Source organism: Methanolobus sp. WCC1 (genome assembly GCF_045690315.1).
In the GTDB taxonomy this organism is placed as follows: Archaea; Halobacteriota; Methanosarcinia; order Methanosarcinales; family Methanosarcinaceae; genus Methanolobus; species Methanolobus tindarius.
On record NZ_CP146979.1, the window covers coordinates 2,803,856 to 2,824,794 of the forward strand.

Here is a 20,939-nt window from a genome sequence, read left to right on the forward strand (position 1 = left end):
ATAAAAAATAAGATGACATTTGAAAATGACTGAAAAAACAAAACAAAAAAAGCTAGATGATTTCTGTTTTAGCAATCATGAAAATAAAAATGTTATAGGATCAAAAATAGGACATGCTTTTAAAAGCATTATAAATCCTTCTATTTTATTTACCATGAAGCATAATTGTCTCTATTCAGATAGAGACATATTACATGTAGTAATGAGAGGAGCATTGACTAATAATTTTATAGAAAATGCTTCTGAATCATTAATATTTGATGGATATTCAAATGTTCCAAATGGAGATACTGTTCGTTATCACATCAAAAAAAATGATATAGACGAAATACTAAAAAGATTCACATTTGTTTTTGATTCTATTTTTAGGGAAGCAAAAAAACAAGGGTTACTTAATAGTAAAGTTGATCTTGCAATTGATTGGACAAGTATAAAATTTTATGGCAAACGCGATACTAAGATGGTTGTTGGAACAAAAGCTGAGAGAGGGACAACAAAAGCTTATCAATTTGCAACCGTAACTATAGTCGAAAAAAACAAAAGGTTTGTTCTAAGGGCATTACCACTTGAATCACGTGATAGTGAACATTTAAAAGCTATAGTCGAAAATCTTTTGTATTATGCTAAATCAAAAGTTCAAATTAACAGAGTTTTTTTTGATAGAGGCTTTTATTCGGTTGCTATAATCTCAACATTAAAAAAAATGGATATTCATTTTTTGATGCCTGCAAAAAAATCCAAAAATATAAAAAAATTAGCAGAAAAAGTTAAACTACCAGCAACCCGGTTATATAGGTTGAAATCGAAAAATAAAGGTACTTTAGTTAAATTGATTTTTGTAGAATCAGATAAAAGGTCAAAAAATAATAACCAAGCAAATGACGAAAAAGAAATAGGTGTATTTGCTACAAATATGTCTCTTTCATCTGATGAAATTAAAGAGTTGTACTTATTATATTCTAAAAGATGGGGTATTGAAACTAGCTATAGAATGTGCAATATATTTAGAACAAAAACAGCTGCAACAGACTATAGAATTCGTCTATTTCTTTTCCTATTTTCAATTATATTATACAATTTATGGGTTTTAATTAACGCTTGCATATTTTCAGATCCTTTCAAGCGACAAGGGAAACGTCAAATAGCAGCCATTAGTTTTCTATCTTCATTGTTAATTACAGTTGCATGCTCGCCCGCAGCAAACTTCTAGTTTATTCTATATAATTTATAAGTATAGTTTATTAAAACTCTGTTTAGTAATATCTAAATATCATAGATGTTATTTTTATTACATGGCAACTGTAAAAATACAAAAAGATGGACATAAATGTGGAAGATGTGGACATGAATGGGTACCACGTACTAAAATAAATGAAGACCCTGTGATATGTCCAAAATGTAAATCCCCTTACTGGAACAAGCCTAGAAAAAATAAGACTAAATTATCAAAAAATAAAGCTATCTAAAGAGTGAAAAAGCATGTGGGAGTACAAACAAGTTATAGTGATACCTGAAGATGTGGAATTGTCTCCCGGGAAACTTGGAGTTCAGGTTGCTCATGCATCGATAACTCCAATCCTCAAAAATCTGGACCATCTTGGTGATATTAAAGAATGGTTCGACAAGGGAACTCAGTATTTCTGTACCAGTTGCTGCAAAACACGCAAACATACTGGAAGATGCAGAACTTATACAGCGCAAGATTTATGGAAAGACCCATGTTCTGCAGCTTAACAATAAGAATATTTTCAATGCGCTTAACATATTCGCACCTATTAGAACAGTTGAAGTTGAAAAAGGTGCTACATTGCTGGAAGCACTCAAAAAAGCAGCAATTGTTGAAGTGAAAGACGTTCACGGTCAGGACAATATTGTTTCAACCAATGGTGAGGAAGGTTTCTTTGTCTATGACGTGGACGGTGTTTTCTCAGATAAGAACGTTAATGATTACGTTTTTGACAAGAGTTGCACAGTTGAGTGGAAAAAACTTGAACCTATCAGCATCTTGAAAGTTAAAGTAAATATTGCAGAAGAATAATTGTTTTGAAGAACGTTAACCCGTTCTTCCAGTATCATTTCTTGTTTTCAATCCTTGTTTTAGTGGATATTGCTTTTGAATTGCGATCACATCGAAGATTTCACACAAATAAATTAAGTGTTACGATACCGAAAACATAACATATCTATTATTATAATTCAATTTTGGCATCAAGTAAAGGGATTAGCAAAGGCTCATCTCTTGTCACGGCTTTCTTTACCTTGTCGAGTGACAAACGTTCAGTGAACCGATATCCTCTTGATTTGTCTTTTTTAGACATGTATCGGGCTTCCACAAAATGAGGTAAATAGGTCGATGCCATTCCCTCTAAACAGTTCCGAACAGTACCCACAGGGAACGGAAGAGTGGTATAGGTATCATTCGGAAGATTAATCTTTTCAAGTTCAGTATCTCTCGTCCACTCTATGCAAACATGGAGTATCTCAGAGTGGTACACATATTTAGGGATAGGATATACCTGTTCATGTATTTTGGCGAGTGCCAATAATACTATTTTTTGATTTAATGGTAGGCGTTCCATAAACCTATATCCCATATAATGTTCGCTACCATAGTCTGCAATTTCTCGGCTATACATTTCTTCATTAGACATCGGTTTGAAATCGCTATCCCTTGCCAACTTGAATCTTGATATTTTCGACACATCCATATTACCACATCCGGACATTGAGTTTCAATTTTTTATTGGCTATTGCTTTCGAATTGATCTTTTGTGTACTGTCATAAGTATCATTATGATTCAATGTTTGAGCAAGTTGTAAGTAAGATATTAGGGCAAGATGGATCAAAATCAATGTCTTTTTAGAACAATTACCTTTTTTTGATGTTCAATGTATTGAAACACACCTGTAGAGCTTTCAACATTATAATTGAATTTATTAACTGTATGAACACTGAAAAAATCAGTATTCAAGGGGATAACATACTATTGTTGGCCACAACAAAAGTCTCTTTTTCAGTAGTTGTAAAGGGAGCAAAGCATGAAGAGTGGCCAACAATAACGTGAGCGGGATAATATTTTGTTTTCGGGGTGGTTCTTAGTTGGTACCTGTATGTTATAGCAGGTTATCATCCCGCGCTACATTTCTATACGGTAACATTCGTATTTAAAAACATTCGACTTAAAACAACTAAAAAAGGGTTTTATTCAAAAAGAAACTAAAAAGTCTATAGGATACTTAAAAGAGAAAAGGTGAAATAACACCTTAATCCACATCACCATCAATCATAAAATTAACAAAACAGGATATAATGATCAGACATATTAACGGTCATATCTTCATCAAGACCGTACACCTGACTTTTTTAATCACAACACTCAAAGTTAGCGTCCTTGAATGTTTTTCCTACACATATGGAACTATGTGCAGTATGAGGGGCTTAAAAGAAATATCATCAAGATTTCAATTTGATTTTAACAACTTTTTATTCGCCGTAAGAATATCGATGTCATTACAATGAAAATCGCAATCATTTGTGACGAGGATATAGTTGTTTGTTTTACAAACATCTTGTAAAATAAGATCATTGAAATCATTATTTCCAGATTTATATTCTTGTATTAATTCTGATAAATCGATATTTGCTAATTGAGAATCTGATGATACTGTTTTCGCAAGTATTTTTTCAACATTCAGAGATATTTCTTCAGAGATGGGATCAAATACAGCACTACTGTTTCTAAATGCTTTAAATTGGTTTTGTTTAAAAGGCTTTGTAGAAATCCTCAAAATTCAAGCTATTATCCAAGTCAATAGAAATTCGATATGTAACCCTTAATAATGATTGCTATCGCAGAATTTTAGCTATAGGTGCTGATTTCGATAGGTTTTCTACAGAGTCAAATTTTGAATAAATCATTATATGGTGATAAACATTAATAATATATGATATATAATGTGATATTGGCAATTAAAAGTAAAATAAATAAAGTGATGTATGTCAAACATAGCAATATCAATTTTATTGTTATTTTATTATTGTTAAAGACTTTAGGATTCATGTGTAATCTCATGAAATAATTGCTAAATATTCATGTTATACTGAACGAGATCTTCAATCATTCTTGAACCAAATAAAGAACATTGAGATAAAATCATTGACCTGCCTCCGTTAAATCATTCGAACCTTGCTTTTTTGCCTTTATATTGCAAACCAGTCATCCAATTTCAAATGGAGTGGAAGATTCCCACTCGGTATCTACGAAATGCTTGAAGATCTGAACATGCTCTTTTCCGTTGTACCATGTGGCATTGAGGCTTATTGGAACCACATCATCATTAATAGTAATAACAAGTATCCCTTTGTTGTCAATGACCAGTATTCCACCTTTAAGAGGTTGGGTTCTTTTTCCATTGCTGTACGTACGGACCTGTACTCCAGGAAACTCCTTTACAAGATCTCCCACGTGGCTCTTTTCACGTCCTGTAAGCTTCAGTTTTACACCCATAGCAATTTTCTTATGGATAGTATCCTTGATGGCATCCATTATAGGGTAAACTTCTATCACACGAGTTAGTGAAGGATAGAAGGATGCAAAAATAATCTCCTCGGTAGCAGATTCCATCATTTGCAGTATCTTATCATTGACATTCTTCACACCGTTGATATTCCATGCAGAGTTTTCTTCTGTGTGTTCCGCATTTTCACTATAGATGTTCTCAAGCTGTTCCCTGCAAAACTTGATAGCATCTTCATAGTTAGCCTTGAGTCTGTCAATAACGATATCTGGGGATAGAGCCCTATAACGCATCGGTTTTGTATTCTGGACCTCGATTATACCTCTGTCATTTAAGCGGTCTATCACACCATAAACTGCAGAACGTGGGACACCCGAAAGAGCATGGATGTCCGCTGCATTCCTGCTTCCGTACTGCGTCAGTGCAACAAGGATCTTTGCTTCATAGGACGTGAGGCCAAACAATTGAAGAGAATCTATTAATGAATTCATCATAGTACTTACGTTATTACATCCTATTTGTTATTTTCTTCATCTCTACTCCTTTTTTCTGGACCTTAAATACAGTGGTATACTGACAATACCCACCAGGACTACAGCACCTAACATAGTAGTTCCATTCAGGCTGGATTCGGACTCACCAACATTCACCGAAGCCTTGAGATCATCGGAATACTGACTTTCATCGTGTTTGTCAGTATACTTCACTTCAGTGCTGATCGCATAGGGTTTCACTGTAGCATCATCTGCCACATTAACCTCGAAAGTTGCAGTCTTTGAATCTCCGGGGTACATGTCACCAAGATATGCTTCGTCATCGCTGGTTGTGAATGGATCCACAACACTTATCCTTGCAATACAGTCGTATGCAACATCATCTCCAATGTTCGCATAGGTTATGTTGATGGTTTCCTTATCACCCTTCTGAAGACCAGATTCTGTCTTTATCACCTTGAAATATGGTTCCTCCTCTACAAAAATATCAAGGTACATTGTCTGGTTCATTTCTTCATGCCAGTAGTATGTGTCACCGTAGGGAGGAGTTACAGCAGAATCTTTTTGGTACCTGTATTTCACATTGAGTTTCAATCTGTAAGTACCAGCTTCTGCATTGTCATATACCTCTATAGGGAATTCGGCAGGTGATTCTAAGGATTTACCTGAACTAATTGAACCCAGAAGCAGGGTATCAAGTTTTATGTCTATGGGAGTATCCGGGTCTACAAGTGAAAGTGTTGCTGTTATATCCTCAGCTTTTGTAATGGCTCTGTCAGAAGCGAGTTCACTTGCCATGTAAGTCCTGGTAAGTGTCTCACCAATCTGTCCATCTCTGAAATCATCCTCAATCTCATCCTCATCGGCTTCAAGTCCTGTGATCTGACCATCGTTCATGATGTTCACGTACAGGACAGCATCTTCACCTCTCTCAAATACATCATCGCAGGCGAGGTTTGCTACTAGATGAGGGGAACCGTAAAGATCGTAGTAATCACTTGCTATTTCTGAAATAACGTCTTCATCTATGCTTGCAGACGCACTATGCATACAACTTAGCACCAAGAGTGCTATCGTGAGCATCTTTACATTTTTAAGGGATATCATACATTCACCTTGCTATATTTTGTATTTTTGTTCTCTAATTTATCTGAAGATTGGTGTTTTATTCTCCACCTATCAAGGTTTACCATGATGGGTGGCAGCACAATAACTGTGCTCAACAAGGAAAATGCAACAGCTATCACTGTAACTTTTCCAAAATCACTTATCATTGGGAACGAGGATACAATAAGGGCTGAGAAGCCAAATATGACAGTAGAACCTGATGCAATGATAGCCGGACCAACTGAAGATGCAGCCTTTTCCATTGCATCATATGGTTCCATGCCTTTTTCACGTTCCTCAAAGTAACGTTCAAGCATCAATATTGTGAATTCTGCTCCAATGCCTATTGCAAGAGCACCAAGAGTGGCAGTCAGCGGATTGTATGGCATGTCAAGGAGATACATCACTCCCCCTATCCAGCCTGTTACCATTACAATTGGTAATATTGTGGATACAGCCTTCAGCCAGTCCCTGTAGATCACAAGCATTCCCAAGAAGATAATTACCATCCCAAGATAACCCATAGTTGTCCTGCCGGATGTCAGGGCATCTATAATGGAATTTGTCATTACCTTTGAACCTGTGACAGTTACCGTAGTACCTGCTGGAGGATCATACCATTCCATGTCACTTTTGACAAGGTCAAAAGCTGTTGTGATTTGCTCAGAAGGAAGGTCACTCTCAAGTTTCAGGTTTATTACAGCAAGATTGCTTCCTTCGATGTACTGATCCGTTACAACCGAGGACATGCTATCAGTGACAGAAGTAATGGTATCCTTATCTGAGGGAATCGAACCATGACTTGATTCGATCAGGGAGGCAATGCTGCTTGAACCTGTTATATAGCTATTGCTTTCTTCTTCTCTTTCAGAAAAATCTAACATCCATTGCAGCAGGTCTGGATCAAGGACATCATCTGTTCTGACAATAATGTTTATCTGATCAATTCCACCCACCACTGTTGTTAGTTTATTCAGATTCTGCAAAGCCCGCATGTCCTGTGGTACAAAATCCTTTGTCTCGGTCTGAACACCTACATGTTCATCAGCATACAATCCTCCCGCTGCAAGAACAGATGCCAGCACAATGATGATCAAAGGTCTTTTTGCAGAGAACATGGCAACATGGGAAAGTACTTTCCCAATAGCTGTTTCCTTTTGTTCTGCTTTTTTTACAGAAGCCTGTCTTGCAGGATACCTGCGTTTCTTTTTCTCTTCTCGTCTGTCAAGTAGGTATAAGATGGATACAAGAACAAACATTGAAGCAATGTAACAGAGTAGCACACCCACAAGACTCATTTTGCCGAAATCCTGTATCATAGGAACCGGGGATATTAAAAGAGCGATAAAACCCAGACATGTGGCTACAACAGCACTCCCAACAGCAGGACCAGTATGTGTGATTGTATCAATAATGGCTTCTTCGACACTCTCACCTTTTGCAAGTTCTTCTTCCACACGGTTATGGAACTGAATTGCATAGTCGGCACCAAGTCCGATAAGAATTGGGAATACTGCCATGGATGCCATCGTCATGGGTATGTTCAGATAACCCATTGCACCAAAAGTCCATATCAAACCTATAAGAACTACAGGCAATGGCATCAGACACCACCTGACATGTCTGAATACCATAAGCAATGCAAAGATCATCAGGACAAATGCAAGGATAAGCATTGTTTGGAGACTTGAGCTCATCTCTTCGGACATCGCAATCATAAAAGCAGGTTCACCTGTTGCAACAGCATTTGTGCCTGTGGGAAAATCAACCACTTCAATTGTTCTCTCTACCCGCGTAAGCACTCTTTCCTTGTTGTCTTCATCTATGTTTCCCGGCAACTGCACCATAATAATAGTATGCGTGTTGTCAGGCATCAACTGGTCAACATAAGCAGAAGGCAGTAAATCAATTATTGACAGAATGGAATCGTAATTATTGGGTATTTCAGAATGGCCGGTGACGGAATATGCAGTATTCTTAATCAGTGATGCCATACTGATAACATTCTCTACATCCTTATCTCGGGCTATCAGCGTATCAAAATCATCAATTGCTTCGATGACTTCAGATTCCCTTACATCATCAGAATCGATGAGCACCATTATAACTTCGTTTCCAAAATTCTGCTTGTAGATATGATCATAGTTCTGATAGAGGTCAGAGTCTTTTTCTACAAAAGTGTCTGTTCCACTTTTATGTTCTATCAAGCCTGCTCCTTGAAATGCAATCAGCATCATGAGAATCGCAACGATAATTATTCCCAGAGGCCATTTCTCAATCACAGCTCCAATTTGTTCAAATCTTTTTTTTGCAGACATGATATCTGTTAGTAATAGAATACTAACAATATGAATAGTTATTTAATACTAGTTTATTGTTGTACCGAAGATAGTAAATAGAAGATACTTATATCAATGTTATTATGCAATTGTTAATAGAATCTCTGCAACAATTAGGTTTGACAGCCTATGAAGCCAAAATTCTGGCAGCACTAACGCAGTACGGAAGCAGGAATGCAGCTGACCTCCATACTCTTTCGGGTGTCCCACGTTCTGCTGTGTATGGTGTAATAGACAAACTTAAAAACAGAGGGTTAATCGAGATTCAGAACTCCAAACCAATGAGATATAAAGCACAGGAACCCGAAAGAATAATCACTCTGTTGACAAAAGATTACGCGGTTGCTGTGGATTTTTCCCTGGAACAACTTGAAAATATCTATCAAAAACAGGAAGGGACTTTAGAAGATAACTCGGCATGGAATATTAATGGTGTGAAGAATGTCACTGACAAGATACTTCAAATGCTTGAATCATCCAATAAAGAGATTCTTTTTTCTTCGTCATACGTTCCATTGAACCAAATTGTTGCTGTTTATCCTATTATGGGCAGTATTTGGAAAGAGATTCGTGAAAAAATCAGTGAGGGCGTGAAGGTTAAAATAACTGTCAATGATAAAATTTATGCAGATGAAATTGCCACAGAGTTGCCCGGTGCTGAAGTCAAAGTGTATAATAAAAAGAACAATTCTAGTCCTCTAATGGGTGGTATCCTTTCTGTTGATGAGAAAGAACTTCTTGTAGTCACTGTCAATGATGAAATATTTCCTCCTAACCTCAATGCTACATGGTACTGTGGGAAAGAGCATGTTCGTGTTTTCAGGCATTTCATTGATGCAGAGTGGAATCAATCTGCATCAATAGAATAGTCTCGTATCCATAGCAGATAAAAGTAATAAAAATGGTGAGCAAATGACTAGCAAATGCACAACAGACTGCAATTTGAGTATAAATGTAGTTTCAAAAAATAGCGAAACGGATGAGCTAAATAAAAAACAAAGGTTGCACATAAAAAATACAATCTCACTTTGTCCGGAATGCTTGGACAAAATTCCTGCTGAAATTTTCACAGAAGATGGCAGCGTTTACCTTTCCAAGTATTGTTCTAATCATGGTACTTTCCAAGATATCTATTGGTCTGATTTTGAACTTTATAATAAGTTCTGTCAATCTCATGTAGTAGGCACAGGTGTTTTAAATCCTGCAATAAAGAGCGAGAATCATCTTCTTGATTGTGGATTATGTGAAAAACATACAACCAGCACTATTCTGGCAAACATTGATGTAACAAATAGATGTAATCTTAACTGTCCTGTATGTTTTGCGAATGCAAAAAGAAGTGGATTCATTTATGAGCCAAATGAAGAACAGATTCAGAATATGCTACTTATGCTTAGGAATCAGAAACCTGTTCCATGCTGTGCGGTCCAATTTTCTGGTGGTGAACCAACTGTACGTGATGATTTGCCAGAGCTAATATCAATGGCAAAAGACCTTGATTTTTTACATATTCAAATTGCCACTAATGGAGTAAGAATTGCAAAGGATGTAGAATTTGCACATAAATTAAGGACAGCTGGTCTTCAGACTGTCTATTTGTCATTTGATGGTATAGGAGAAGAACCCTATCACATTACACGTGGTTTTAATGCCTTTCCATTGAAAAATGCTGCAATAAACAACTGTCGTACTGCAGGAATTGCGAGCATTGTGTTGGTACCAACTCTTATAAAAGAAGTAAATGATCATCAAGTTGGAAATATAATCAATTTTGCTTCAGAAAGGCTTGATGTTATCAAAGGCGTCAATTTCCAACCAGTTGCTTTCACAGGTCGCATTGATCAGACAGAAAGAGAGAAAAAAGAATTACAATTCCAGATTTTTTATTAATGACTGAAGAACAAACAAATGGGACTATCTGCAGGGATGATTGGTTCTCTGTACCACAATCAACGTCAATATCCAGATTCATAGCAGCCATGTTGAACAAACAAGTTCTACAATTCACAATACATCCTCACTGTGGAACTGTTACATATATTTTCAAAGATGGAGATAAGCTAATTCCTATTACTCGTTTTGTGGATGTAGACGGTTTGTTTGAATATCTAGATGAGATATCCCCTCAGATAAGTAATACGAATTTTCAGATAAAAAAAGCAGGTCTTACTAGTAAAGCCCTTCACAAAATATCCAGTTTCATCGATCAGAAAACTGCTCCACAGTCTATCAATGTCACGAAAATGATAATGGATTTTTTCAATAAAGGTACAGGAGAAGCTTTAAAGCCCTTCCACAGGAATAGTTTGTTCCTTGGATCAATGCATTTTCAAGATCCCTATAATTTTGATATCGAGAGGGTGCAGAGGTGTGGAATACACTACGCTACACCAGATGGACGTGTGATTCCATTCTGTGCATATAATACAATCCATCGACAGGAAGTAGAGGCAAAATTCTCAAAACCGTTTTACTCATAGACATTTACTGTCCCCAGTTGTAATATACTGACCGGAGAATGTGGAATATTTTAGAAATGGAAAAAATGGGTGTTAAATATGATTGAAGAAGCTGTAAGCCCGACATTAACAGAGAACGATTCTAGAAATAGCGATGTTGGAAATCAGGTTGGTATGGATAAGAATAGGTTGCTGAATTTCATAAAAAAAAGAAACAATTACATCAAAACGCTGCCTAAAAAGGAAAAACAAGCATTTATTGCTTCAATAAATGAACTGAAAGAAAGTAAGAATAGTATTGAAAGACTTTTTTTGAAGAAGAAATCAGGAAAGAATATCGATGACTTTCTTTTTTCATTTGATGATCTTCCTCTTTTTGGAAAAGAATATTGGTTCATGAAATTTACTGCTAATGATGGCTCAAAACGTCAATTTTTTTTGATGTTTGGTAGAACAGACGGTGACATCGAGGTTAATGGTCGCTACATAAAAGATAGCAAAGTGTCTGATAACCGAACAGAGGGTTATTGTGTTTCATGGGAATATGATGAAAAACAGAGAACGATTACAGATGACCTCTGCACCATTGAAATTAAGGATGATATTATAGCTTGTTTTAATGATAATATCAGTGCTGAATTTTGTGGTTCATTTCCTGAATATTCTCTGAATATTATGGAAGCTGGTAAAAAGTTTTGTTCTCTGACGATAAAGAAACCTGAAAATACTGAATTCATTTCCGAGTTGTCAGAGCAATTCAAAGGTTTGTTTGGTTTTCGCCTAGCTAACCTTTATTTTGATTTCGAAGGTCAGCTTTCTTGTAACGATTTCTCAGGTAAATGTTATGCTCAAAAGGTCATAGTAGTTGGTCCGTTCATTCCATGGAAATGGTCAAGGATAGTTTTCAGGAATGGTTCTATATTGACTTATTTTGTACCCTCGATTGAGGTAATGGGGGTGGAATATGATATTTACAATTCTATGAGTTTTTACGATTCCATGACTCAGAAAATGCACTATTTCGAAAAGGTTAGTGTTCATGAATATCCTTCAGAGAAAGAAGATAAAAGGTGGATTGTTACTGCTGAAGGAAATAAGGTATTTGTAGTCATGAAAAGCTACTGTAAAAAGTCATTCAGCTTCAGGAAAGATTTTGATTTTAAATACATTGAAAATCTTGTAGAAGTCATTGATCTTAAAATCGAAACTAATTATGATGTAATTACACTGGATACTACTGGAAGTGGCCAGGGAATGGTGGAAGACACATCGGGATTTGTGATCTAATACGGAATTGGTAAAGGAGCGCAGATCTATGGATTGTAGCAAACTATACTTGGTGATTTTATTTGCGCCTTCTTTGATGTACTTTACAGTAATGCTGCACAATATATTGTGAAATCGGTGACCTTGTATGTATTTTAGTATACTACAGAGATACTTGATAGTAAAACGATACAAGAAAATAATAGAGATTTTGCTAAAGATCGCAATAATCAATACATCTATTATATATTTTATTGTATCGTATTATAATCTTATATAAAAATAGGAGAATCGGTATGAACCTTAGTATACTACGCAAATACTCAATGATAAAAAGGTACAAAAAAATAATAGATATTTTGATAAAATATGAATTTGACTATCTTGTTGATCAGTTGAAACTTCGTCCGTTTCACATTCACATCTTAGATTCAAATAAACTCTATACATCAAAAGAAGAAGCAGTATCACGTCCTGAAAGATTACGGGAAGTACTTGAAGAACTTGGTCCTACCTATGTGAAATTAGGACAAATACTCAGTGTTCGTAAGGATTTGATACCGCTTGAATATGCAGATGAATTTGCAAAACTTCAGGACAATGTCCCTTCATTTGCATTGGAAGATGTTGAATATGTAATTCAAGATGAGTTGGGAGCCACTCTTGATGATTTATTTGAAACTTTTGAACGTAAACCAATGGCAGCTGCATCTATAGGTCAGGTACATAGAGCTAAGTTGAAAGATGGTATGAATGTGGTTGTTAAAATCCAACGTCCACATGTCAATAAAATTATTGAAACAGATCTGGATATTATGAATAGTCTTGCCAGACTTGCTGAAGAACGTGTTCAGGCTGCCAAGCAATATGGATTGGTCAAAATTGTAGATGAGTTTTCAAGATCAATTCGTACTGAACTCGACTACACACAAGAAGCTCAATATATTGAACGTTTCTCTTATAATTTCAAAGATGAAAAGTCAGTCTACATTCCAAAAGTATACTGGAACTATAGTAGTCAAAAGATTTTGACGCTTGAATATATCGATGGCATTAAAGCAAATGATTTTCAATCACTTGACAAATTAGGATATGATCGAGAAAAAATAGCAATGATTGGTTCCAACGCCTTTATGAAACAGATATTTGAAGATGGTTTATTTCATGCAGATATTCATCCTGGTAATGTTTTTATATTGGACAATGAAACTATTGCACTGATTGATTTTGGCATGGTTGGTCGGTTGTCGAATGACCTTCAAAATGGATTTATTGATGCACTCTTCGCAATGAAAAAGGGTGATGTTGAGCAGTTTGTAGAAATTATGTATGAGTATGATGTTATTGGAAGTGATGCAGATACTCAGAGATTAAAAAATGATATTGAAACATTCTTAGATAAATACTACGGCAGATCTTTAAAGCAAATGGATGCAGCATCAATGATTAGTGATATATTCGTTATATTGCAAGAACATCATGCAAAACTTCCACCAAATGTTGCTTTACTTTTAAGGGGAACAATTATGATTACAGGATTTGGTTCTCAGCTGATGCCCGATTTTAATCTGGCACTTGTTTTTGAACCACATGCAAAAAAATATATGAAAAAACGTTTGAGTCCTAAGAATATTACAAATTCAGCATTAAAGAATGTACCGAAATATTCTCGTGTACTGCACAAAATGCCGATGCAGATATCACAAATTCTGTCTTTAATAGAAAAAGGTGAACTAAATATCAAATTCAGGCATAATGAACTTGAAACATTACCTCAAGAAATTAATGATGCAAGTAATCGTATTGCATTTAGTTTTATTGTGTCAGCCATAATAATAGGTTCATCATTGATTTTGCAAACTGATATGGAACCACTCGTCTGGGGCGTTCCATTTCTTGGAGTCTTTGGATTTATCATAGCTTTCCTTTTAGGAATGGGGTTTGTTATCTCTATTCTCAAAACGGAACGTATTTACAATTAGATTCATTCATCTAAGCTTAAAAGCGATAAACAGTAATCTTCCAACGACATCAGAAATGAAAAACATAGAAAAAAAATAAATCATTTAAATGCATTGTATAACAACCAGGCAGAATTATTAGTGCATATATGTCAATGGTATATCGTTAAAAATAACGCTATTTATTTTTGAATACTAAATAAGTAGTTAAAGTTGATGATTTATTAATTTCCACATATGCTTGTAAATCTTTTAGAGTATGTAAGGTAACGACATTAATGACAAGGTAAAGTAAACTTTATTTATACAATTAGAAGATGTGATGTACAAGTACAACTAGATGTTTAATTATAAATATTATTTATTGATGACTGCAAATAATGGTAATAGGTTACATGTTGATATGATGTTGTCCTCTTCAATTTTATTAAATATAGTGCATAATATCGAAGAGGAAGTTTCATCTACTTTCGGATGTACTGATACTATTCCGGTTTTCTGGAACATGCCCAGCAGGAATTCGTCGAATGCCTTGTTGTGTACAACATACTCAGCGGTGAAGATGACGAGATTCCCGGACCTCAGGAACTTAATGTCAGCAACGTAGCATACCTTAACGGTCTTGGAGATGTTGGAGGGGAACTCAGACGACATATTCTGGATCTTATTAGAAAAGATACTCCCGAAGAAGGAGAAAAATACCTGGGCCTGATGGAAGAGATATACAATTGTCTCATGATGTTTGACTATCCCGACGCCATGACACACGGACTTCGACATAAGACCGATGTCACTAGGTCAATTATAGAGAAAACCAGAGGCGACCTTACAAATGCAATGCGCCAGCAGAAGCTGGAAAAAGCAATGAAGGAATTTGAGAATAGAATAAACTAGTCAATTAATCAAAATTAACCCGCTTTCAATTCAGTTACATATTTACACATATTACGAGGAATATACATGAAATTCAACCCTGATGATATCAAAAAAGCAGCAAGCGAGGATTTTGACGCTGCATGGAATAAGGGTACAGAGTACATCAGCGAGTCAAAGCTGAATGAACAGTACCCACATATGACCATCAAATATGGCAAGCCACATCCGGTTTATGACACAATCTCAAAGCTTCGTGATGCTTACCTCAGAATGGGATTTGAGGAAATGATGAACCCACTTATTGTTGATGAGAGAGAGGTTCACAAGCAGTTCAGCCATGAAGCGCTGGCTGTCCTTGACAGATGCTTCTACCTTGCAGGACTCCCACGTCCGAATGTAGGTATCTCAGACGAGCGTATCGCTGAGATTAAGGAGATACTCGGGGGAGTTGATGATGAAGCCATTGAGACCATCAGGAAAGTTCTTCACGCATACAAGAAGGGAGATGTCGAAGGAGATGACCTCGTACCTGAGATTGCAGCAAGTATCAACGTATCAGACTCACTTGTTGTTGAGATGATTGACCAGGTCTTCCCGGAATTTAAGGAACTCATTCCTCAGGCTACCAAGAAGACACTCAGAAGTCACATGACTTCAGGATGGTTCATCAGTCTTGCATCAGTAATTGAACGTGCAAACCCGCCTTTCAATTTCTTCTCAATTGACCGCTGCTTCAGAAGGGAGCAGGACGAAGATGCGGCACGTCTGATGACTTACTACTCTGCATCCTGTGTGATTATGGATGAGAATGTGACCATAGACCACGGAAAAGCAGTAGCGCAGGGATTACTTTCACAGTTCGGTTTTGAGAAGTTTATGTTCAGGCCGGATGACAAGCGCAGCAAGTACTACGTACCTGACACACAGATAGAGGTATTTGCTTACCATCCAAATCTGGTGGGTTCTAAGACAAAATATTCCGACGGATGGATAGAGATAGCAACCTTTGGAATTTACTCACCTACAGCCCTCTCACAGTACGATATACCCTATCCTGTGATGAACCTGGGACTTGGCGTGGAAAGGCTTGCAATGATACTCCACGATGCAACTGACATCCGTTCTCTCACATATCCACAGATTGCTCAGTATTCTGAATGGAAGATGACCGACAACGAACTTGCAAAGACAGTGCATGTGACTAATGTTCCTGAGACTGAAGAAGGAATGGAAATTGTAAAGGCTATCGTGGCTGTCTGTGAGGAGAATGGTTCAACCCCAAGTCCGTGTGAATTCCCTGCATGGGAAGGTACAGTCAAAGGAAAGACAGTAAAGGTCTCGGTTATCGAACCGGAAGAGGAAACAAAGCTCTGTGGACCTGCAGTGTTTAATGAAGTTGTTGCATACGAAAATGACGTACTTGGCGTACCTGACAATAAGAAGTGGAAGAAAGTACTTGAGAACCATTCTGCAAGGACTGGTGTAAGGTTCCTTGATGCTTTTGCATGCCAGGCTGCAAAGGATATTGAATGTGCTGTTGAAAATGGTGAAAGCGAAGTTGAAACAAGGGTCAGGATCGTGAAGGTTCCTTCCGAGATTAACATCCGCCTTGAACCACTGGCACAGCGCTTTATCACAAGCAACAAGAAGAAAATAGATATCCGTGGACCTGTGTTCACTACTGTGAGGGCAACTATTGAATAATAGCGAACTGGATTACTGGTTCGACCCATCTTCACGTACTCTGGAGGAACTAAGACTCCTCCAGAACAAAGCCATTGGGAATCTCAGCCTTGTGGATGGCTTTGGAAAGATAGACAGAATAGCAGGTGTGGACTGCGCATATTATGACGATAAAATCATCTGCTCTATGCCTGTCCTGGACTATGAATCACTTGAACTAATTGAGAAAAAGCACATTGTACAGAAAGTGCCTCTTCCTTACATACCCACCTACCTGAACTTCAGGGAAGGAAAAGCCATTGCATCTGTTTTTACGGAACTTAAAAATAAACCGGACATAATTGTGTTTGATTCCTGCGGCATCAATCATCCGATTAAGGCAGGCATGGCTACTTATTTTGGAGCGGTTATGGATATCCCGACAATTGGAGTTTCCAAAAAGATCCTTTGCGGTGAATCCGAAACACCTAACGCGGTGGGAGAATCACAAAAACTGATGTTCAAAGGTGAACAGGTTGGCTGGCTTCTGAAAAGTAATAAACGTAGTAATCCAATCATAATCGCACCCGGACACAAGGTTTCTGTTGAAAGCTCGCTTGAAATTGTAAAACACTGCCTGAAAGGATATAAATTGCCTGAACCTACGAGGCTTGCACATATGTATGCGGCGGAAGCTAAGAAAGAAATTTCGGAACACAAGAACAGGAAATGAGATTATGAAAACATACAACGATTCAAATTCTCCTGATTATCCAAACAACCAACATTATCAAGAATACCCGAATATTGAAGCGCTTATGGACGAAGGCGAACCTGTGTGCATCTCCCTGTGTGATGATGAAGGTGAAACTTCAGAGAGGCTTTACTGTGAACTAATTCATCTGGCACGAAACGGAGAATCTTTCCTGATAGAAGACCAAAGATGCAGACCTGGAAAGTTCATACTTGGTGTTAGTGAGAATAGTCCGGCAGATTATTACCTGAGTTCCAATCGCTATAAGGATGAAGAGACTGCAAAGAGAGCTGCGGACTCACTTCCAAGGATTGAAAGAGATTACAGGTCAGTTAAAATCGAGCCTCTTGGCAAGAATAATAGTGAATTTGATGTTCTTTTGCTTTATCTTAAACCTGAAAGTGCAATGAAGATTATACAGGCATATGCATTTCATTTTGGAGAGAGTATTACTTCAAAGTCAATTGGTGCGGCATCCATATGCGGGGATTGTACTGCAAGGGTGCTGAAAGAGGGAATTGGGATATCCTATGGCTGCAAGGGTTCGAGAAAACATAGCGGCTATGCTAATGAAGAAGTTCCGATTGGAATTTCATATAGTATGCTGGAAAAAATAGAAGAGGGACTTAAAACCATCCCTGAAACTTTTGATTAATTATGTATGTCTATTTGATTGAACCTACTAATCCTACTAATTACACTCATTGATTACAATCATCTGGCATTGTAGAGTGGGATTTCTTCAGCATCTACTTTTGTGACTTCACCGATGGTGTTGTTCAGGACTTTTCTTACACGTGCAATACATTTTGGGTCGAGCTGAAGTCTGAGGCTTGTGGTTTCACGTTCCTCGTAAAAGGCTTCGTTGCTCTGCATTACGCGGTGGGTTGATACCTGATGCCTGACCAGTTTTGTGATTATGCCCATGCTGCCACCTGTGAGATCCTCGGCGCTTGTGTGGGTCAGGAACAGCATTTCTCCTACGTTCATGCGCAGTGCAGCCAGAAAGTTGTTAGGACTCCTGATCTCGATTGTCAGAAGCCTGTTTTGTCTCAGTTCTGAGATAACACGCTCAGATATTCCTGTCAAAGCAATATATTCCATGTTATCACCCGTACATTGGGAACTCTTTTCTTCCACCTGCAGTGGGTTGTTCGGTTGTCCTTACATCCTCAGCGAGTCTCTGCATCTCTATTTCGATCTTCTCTGCCTGTTCTATGAGACCTTCTGTGTTGATACCATAGTCGTAAAGAAGATTCAGGACATCAATTACTACCGCTGCTGCCCTTGGGTCAGGGTTCTGACTCATGGTTGAACCGAGCAGACTTATTGCCGGCACTTCACGTACGAGACATTCTCCCATGATGCTGCCGGAAATTCCTGAGATTGTTCCCATCTGGAATAATTCGACTTTTTCCTTTATTCTCTCCAGCATGTCCATGTTTGTGGCTGCACCGAACACTTTGTGTTCCTCGCTCATGGTTGCAATTCCTGCAAGGGATACTATTTCTTTCACATTGATGGACTGAGCCCATGTGAGAAGTGCTTTGCTTATATCGTATGCAACTACAGGATTGATTGGAATGTCAGATACCACCATTACCATGCCATGCTCTGTGCTTTCGTAAATCCTGACTGGCATGTTGATAAGCCCTTCATAGAGAACTGCTATCGGTGGAAAATGCCTGGAATCTATGGAACCGACATATTCCATCTTAAGTTCATCTATTATCTGCTGACTGGCAATATTACCAACTAAACCTATACCCGGAAATCCCTCAATAAGTACCGGATTTTCAGTCTGAATCTCTGTGGTTATGATCTTTACATTGTTATCGTCATAATCTGTTTCAGCCAAACGATCACCTTTTAAAATACAACTTAGTAAACTCCCTGATTAATATAAGATTCCGATTATAGATAAGAGCATCGTTTGTAAGCATAATAAAACAGAAAGATAGAAAGCATTAAGTTCTCACCAGGATTTAAATTTAGCCGGTTTTCAGGTTATAGAAAAGATCTGAATTAATTTCCCATCCTGAAATAACCAGGAGGAACTTTTATTTCAAATCTGACACCTTGCCCGAGAATTCCGGTTTCACGGATGGCCAAATTAGTTATTTCCAATATTTCTCTACAGAAAAATAAGCCCATACCGGTATTTTTACCATATCCTCTTTCAAATATCTGCTCTTTTTCAGATTCCGGAACACCAACGCCATCGTCCTGATATACTATTTTGAGGTATTCATCTGAGTGCTCGTATGAAAGAGAAATTACTTTTACATCACCACCATGTCTCAATGAATTCTCAATTAAATTGAACAGAAGTTTCTCCAGCATTACATCTGCATAGATCAATGTTCCAGAGTCAGGGCGGTTCAATTCAATTCCATCGATCGAATTACGAATATCATTTGAATCCAGTAGAACAGCAATATCCTGCCATTTTGGCTCTTGCATCCCAATGTTCTGATATTGTCCTGTGAAAGATATAAGATCAAAAATCAGATCAGCACTTACAACGATATGTTCTGCCATTTCCTGCTGTTTAGGCTGTTCTAATTCCCTGGCCAGAAGTTGGCCAAAACCACGTACAATATGAACCCTGTTAAGTATATCATGGCGAGTTATCTGAGTTAAAAGATTTAGTTTCCGGTGAGATTCCTTTAATGCATGCTCAACCTTTCTCAAAGATGTGAGATCATAAATTAATCCGCTTAATCTACTAGGATTTGAATTGTCACATGAAGTAGTTGCATGAACCAGCAAGAATCTCATTCCATTATCAGGATGGTGGAAAGTAACCTCAACAGTCAGATCTTCTTCAATCACATTCGTATTACACAAGTTCCCAAGATTTGAAACATCATCAATATCAATACCAAATGACTGACATATGTTTTTAAGTTGTTTTTGAGATTCAATTGGTGACCCGTATAATTTATCGAGTGCGTCATCCCAGAATAGATCCCCGGTTTCCAGATCAAGATCCCATACATATGCTTTTGCAGATTTGACCGCATGAGAATAGCGTTCTGCAAACTCCTGTGCCTTCAGCCTTGAAAATTCAATTTCACTGTTCATTCTCTGTCCATTCAGCAAAAGAAATACTATAGTCGTGCCGAGAGAGATAATCAGATCTACAAACACGAGAATGTTGTTGAAAAATGATAATGTTAACAAATCTCTGGTTAGTGGTGCAATCCACCACTCAAGCAACCTTCCAAAAAGAACCAGAATAAAAAGCATATAAAGGGATGCAAATAGCCTGGAAAATAGCATCTCTTCAGGACTACTTCGAGTCAAAAGAACATACACTGATATAGATAATATAAGAATTGCCAATACTGTGAGTATGATAGTACGAATCAGAGGACTATCAATATACTCTGTGAAAAAGTAAAATACCAATGCCAAAGGGAAAAATAGCAAATATACATCCCTACGAAAAGCAGGAACCTGAAAATAAAGTTTCAGACTTTCTAATTTGAGAAACACAC

At 37.4% G+C, this 20,939-nt stretch carries 20 protein-coding genes; 13 read left to right on the top strand and 7 right to left on the bottom strand.

Annotation, left to right across the window (positions count from 1 at the left end; translation table 11 throughout):
• Positions 1 to 25: 25 nt before the first annotated feature.
• The 4 genes from V7O61_RS13310 to V7O61_RS13325 all read left to right on the top strand — a co-directional run bounded on the left by V7O61_RS13310 (position 26) and on the right by V7O61_RS13325 (position 2,038).
• The gene (locus V7O61_RS13310) at positions 26 to 1,210 is read left to right on the top strand and encodes a transposase (protein WP_209616409.1); all 1,185 of its coding nucleotides are present in this window, start codon (positions 26 to 28) and stop codon (positions 1,208 to 1,210) included.
• Between the two features lie 82 nt (positions 1,211 to 1,292).
• Positions 1,293 to 1,466: a hypothetical protein gene (locus tag V7O61_RS13315; protein WP_209616412.1), complete on the top strand. Its 174-nt coding sequence runs from the start codon at positions 1,293 to 1,295 to the stop codon at positions 1,464 to 1,466.
• Positions 1,467 to 1,479: 13 nt separating this feature from the next.
• Positions 1,480 to 1,734 (top strand): peptidyl-tRNA hydrolase, encoded by a 255-nt coding sequence (locus tag V7O61_RS13320; RefSeq protein ID WP_209616428.1) that lies wholly within the window; start codon positions 1,480 to 1,482, stop codon positions 1,732 to 1,734.
• Entirely contained in the window at positions 1,637 to 2,038 is a 402-nt protein-coding gene (locus V7O61_RS13325; RefSeq protein WP_209616689.1) for an ArsR family transcriptional regulator, read from the top strand. The genes V7O61_RS13320 and V7O61_RS13325 overlap by 98 nt, the downstream gene beginning before the upstream one ends.
• 151 nt (positions 2,039 to 2,189) lie before the next feature.
• On the opposite strand, the gene V7O61_RS13330 is transcribed toward V7O61_RS13325, so the two are convergent.
• The 4 genes from V7O61_RS13330 to V7O61_RS13345 form a co-directional block, all read right to left on the bottom strand.
• On the bottom strand, positions 2,190 to 2,708 hold the full coding sequence (locus tag V7O61_RS13330) for a hypothetical protein (protein WP_407282226.1): 519 nt from the start codon (positions 2,706 to 2,708) through the stop codon (positions 2,190 to 2,192).
• A gap of 1,509 nt (positions 2,709 to 4,217) precedes the next feature.
• Positions 4,218 to 5,012 carry a TrmB family transcriptional regulator gene (locus tag V7O61_RS13335; RefSeq protein WP_407282225.1) on the bottom strand — a complete coding sequence of 265 codons (795 nt, stop codon included), beginning with the start codon at positions 5,010 to 5,012 and terminating at the stop codon, positions 4,218 to 4,220.
• A gap of 42 nt (positions 5,013 to 5,054) precedes the next feature.
• Complete coding sequence (locus V7O61_RS13340) at positions 5,055 to 6,119, bottom strand: COG1361 S-layer family protein (protein WP_209616438.1); 1,065 nt, start codon at positions 6,117 to 6,119, stop codon at positions 5,055 to 5,057.
• The gene (locus V7O61_RS13345) at positions 6,116 to 8,437 is read right to left on the bottom strand and encodes a hydrophobe/amphiphile efflux-3 (HAE3) family transporter (protein ID WP_407347412.1); all 2,322 of its coding nucleotides are present in this window, start codon (positions 8,435 to 8,437) and stop codon (positions 6,116 to 6,118) included. Before V7O61_RS13345 ends, V7O61_RS13340 begins: the two co-directional genes overlap by 4 nt.
• A 104-nt stretch (positions 8,438 to 8,541) precedes the next feature.
• Here V7O61_RS13345 and V7O61_RS13350 point away from each other — a divergent pair, with 104 nt between their 5' ends.
• The 9 genes from V7O61_RS13350 to V7O61_RS13390 all read left to right on the top strand — a co-directional run bounded on the left by V7O61_RS13350 (position 8,542) and on the right by V7O61_RS13390 (position 18,091).
• Complete coding sequence (locus tag V7O61_RS13350; RefSeq protein ID WP_209616444.1) at positions 8,542 to 9,327, top strand: TrmB family transcriptional regulator; 786 nt, start codon at positions 8,542 to 8,544, stop codon at positions 9,325 to 9,327.
• 43 nt (positions 9,328 to 9,370) lie between these two features.
• The gene (locus V7O61_RS13355) at positions 9,371 to 10,348 is read left to right on the top strand and encodes a radical SAM protein (protein WP_407347414.1); all 978 of its coding nucleotides are present in this window, start codon (positions 9,371 to 9,373) and stop codon (positions 10,346 to 10,348) included.
• Positions 10,348 to 10,938, top strand: a complete 591-nt coding sequence (locus V7O61_RS13360; protein WP_407347416.1) for a hypothetical protein — start codon at positions 10,348 to 10,350, stop codon at positions 10,936 to 10,938. Before V7O61_RS13355 ends, V7O61_RS13360 begins: the two co-directional genes overlap by 1 nt.
• Before the next feature lie 78 nt (positions 10,939 to 11,016).
• Positions 11,017 to 12,204: a hypothetical protein gene (locus V7O61_RS13365; protein ID WP_407282223.1), complete on the top strand. Its 1,188-nt coding sequence runs from the start codon at positions 11,017 to 11,019 to the stop codon at positions 12,202 to 12,204.
• A gap of 275 nt (positions 12,205 to 12,479) precedes the next feature.
• Complete coding sequence (locus V7O61_RS13370; protein ID WP_245249965.1) at positions 12,480 to 14,165, top strand: AarF/ABC1/UbiB kinase family protein; 1,686 nt, start codon at positions 12,480 to 12,482, stop codon at positions 14,163 to 14,165.
• A 516-nt stretch (positions 14,166 to 14,681) separates the two neighbouring features.
• Positions 14,682 to 15,038 carry a hypothetical protein gene (locus V7O61_RS13375; protein WP_407283328.1) on the top strand — a complete coding sequence of 119 codons (357 nt, stop codon included), beginning with the start codon at positions 14,682 to 14,684 and terminating at the stop codon, positions 15,036 to 15,038.
• Between the two features lie 66 nt (positions 15,039 to 15,104).
• Complete coding sequence (sepS, locus tag V7O61_RS13380) at positions 15,105 to 16,724, top strand: O-phosphoserine--tRNA ligase (RefSeq protein ID WP_407283327.1); 1,620 nt, start codon at positions 15,105 to 15,107, stop codon at positions 16,722 to 16,724.
• Positions 16,717 to 17,415 (top strand): endonuclease V, encoded by a 699-nt coding sequence (locus V7O61_RS13385; RefSeq protein ID WP_407283326.1) that lies wholly within the window; start codon positions 16,717 to 16,719, stop codon positions 17,413 to 17,415. Before sepS ends, V7O61_RS13385 begins: the two co-directional genes overlap by 8 nt.
• Before the next feature lie 4 nt (positions 17,416 to 17,419).
• Positions 17,420 to 18,091, top strand: a complete 672-nt coding sequence (locus V7O61_RS13390) for a DUF169 domain-containing protein (protein WP_407283325.1) — start codon at positions 17,420 to 17,422, stop codon at positions 18,089 to 18,091.
• Between the two features lie 59 nt (positions 18,092 to 18,150).
• Here the strand turns inward: V7O61_RS13390 and V7O61_RS13395 are convergent, their stop codons facing one another.
• From V7O61_RS13395 to V7O61_RS13405, 3 genes are all read right to left on the bottom strand, one after another.
• Positions 18,151 to 18,540: a DUF473 domain-containing protein gene (locus V7O61_RS13395; RefSeq protein ID WP_288070493.1), complete on the bottom strand. Its 390-nt coding sequence runs from the start codon at positions 18,538 to 18,540 to the stop codon at positions 18,151 to 18,153.
• A 4-nt stretch (positions 18,541 to 18,544) separates the two neighbouring features.
• A complete protein-coding gene (locus tag V7O61_RS13400) occupies positions 18,545 to 19,294 on the bottom strand; it encodes a proteasome assembly chaperone family protein (protein WP_023845485.1) in 750 nt (249 codons plus the stop codon).
• A 167-nt stretch (positions 19,295 to 19,461) separates the two neighbouring features.
• The gene (locus V7O61_RS13405) at positions 19,462 to 20,745 is read right to left on the bottom strand and encodes an ATP-binding protein (protein ID WP_407283324.1); all 1,284 of its coding nucleotides are present in this window, start codon (positions 20,743 to 20,745) and stop codon (positions 19,462 to 19,464) included.
• Positions 20,746 to 20,939 lie beyond the last annotated feature (194 nt).

Bases quoted from the DNA above. Each gene is read 5' to 3' on its own strand.
- V7O61_RS13340 (WP_209616438.1), bottom strand. From the start codon at position 6,119: ATGATATCCCTTAAAAATGTAAAGATGCTCACGATAGCACTCTTGGTG.
- V7O61_RS13355 (WP_407347414.1), top strand. From the start codon at position 9,371: ATGACTAGCAAATGCACAACAGACTGCAATTTGAGTATAAATGTAGTT.
- sepS (WP_407283327.1), top strand. From the start codon at position 15,105: ATGAAATTCAACCCTGATGATATCAAAAAAGCAGCAAGCGAGGATTTT.
- V7O61_RS13360 (WP_407347416.1), top strand. From the start codon at position 10,348: ATGACTGAAGAACAAACAAATGGGACTATCTGCAGGGATGATTGGTTC.
- V7O61_RS13320 (WP_209616428.1), top strand. From the start codon at position 1,480: ATGTGGGAGTACAAACAAGTTATAGTGATACCTGAAGATGTGGAATTG.
- V7O61_RS13370 (WP_245249965.1), top strand. From the start codon at position 12,480: ATGAACCTTAGTATACTACGCAAATACTCAATGATAAAAAGGTACAAA.
- V7O61_RS13330 (WP_407282226.1), bottom strand. From the start codon at position 2,708: ATGGATGTGTCGAAAATATCAAGATTCAAGTTGGCAAGGGATAGCGAT.
- V7O61_RS13350 (WP_209616444.1), top strand. From the start codon at position 8,542: ATGCAATTGTTAATAGAATCTCTGCAACAATTAGGTTTGACAGCCTAT.
- V7O61_RS13390 (WP_407283325.1), top strand. From the start codon at position 17,420: ATGAAAACATACAACGATTCAAATTCTCCTGATTATCCAAACAACCAA.
- V7O61_RS13345 (WP_407347412.1), bottom strand. From the start codon at position 8,437: ATGTCTGCAAAAAAAAGATTTGAACAAATTGGAGCTGTGATTGAGAAA.
- V7O61_RS13395 (WP_288070493.1), bottom strand. From the start codon at position 18,540: ATGGAATATATTGCTTTGACAGGAATATCTGAGCGTGTTATCTCAGAA.
- V7O61_RS13310 (WP_209616409.1), top strand. From the start codon at position 26: ATGACTGAAAAAACAAAACAAAAAAAGCTAGATGATTTCTGTTTTAGC.
- V7O61_RS13365 (WP_407282223.1), top strand. From the start codon at position 11,017: ATGATTGAAGAAGCTGTAAGCCCGACATTAACAGAGAACGATTCTAGA.
- V7O61_RS13315 (WP_209616412.1), top strand. From the start codon at position 1,293: ATGGCAACTGTAAAAATACAAAAAGATGGACATAAATGTGGAAGATGT.
- V7O61_RS13335 (WP_407282225.1), bottom strand. From the start codon at position 5,012: ATGATGAATTCATTAATAGATTCTCTTCAATTGTTTGGCCTCACGTCC.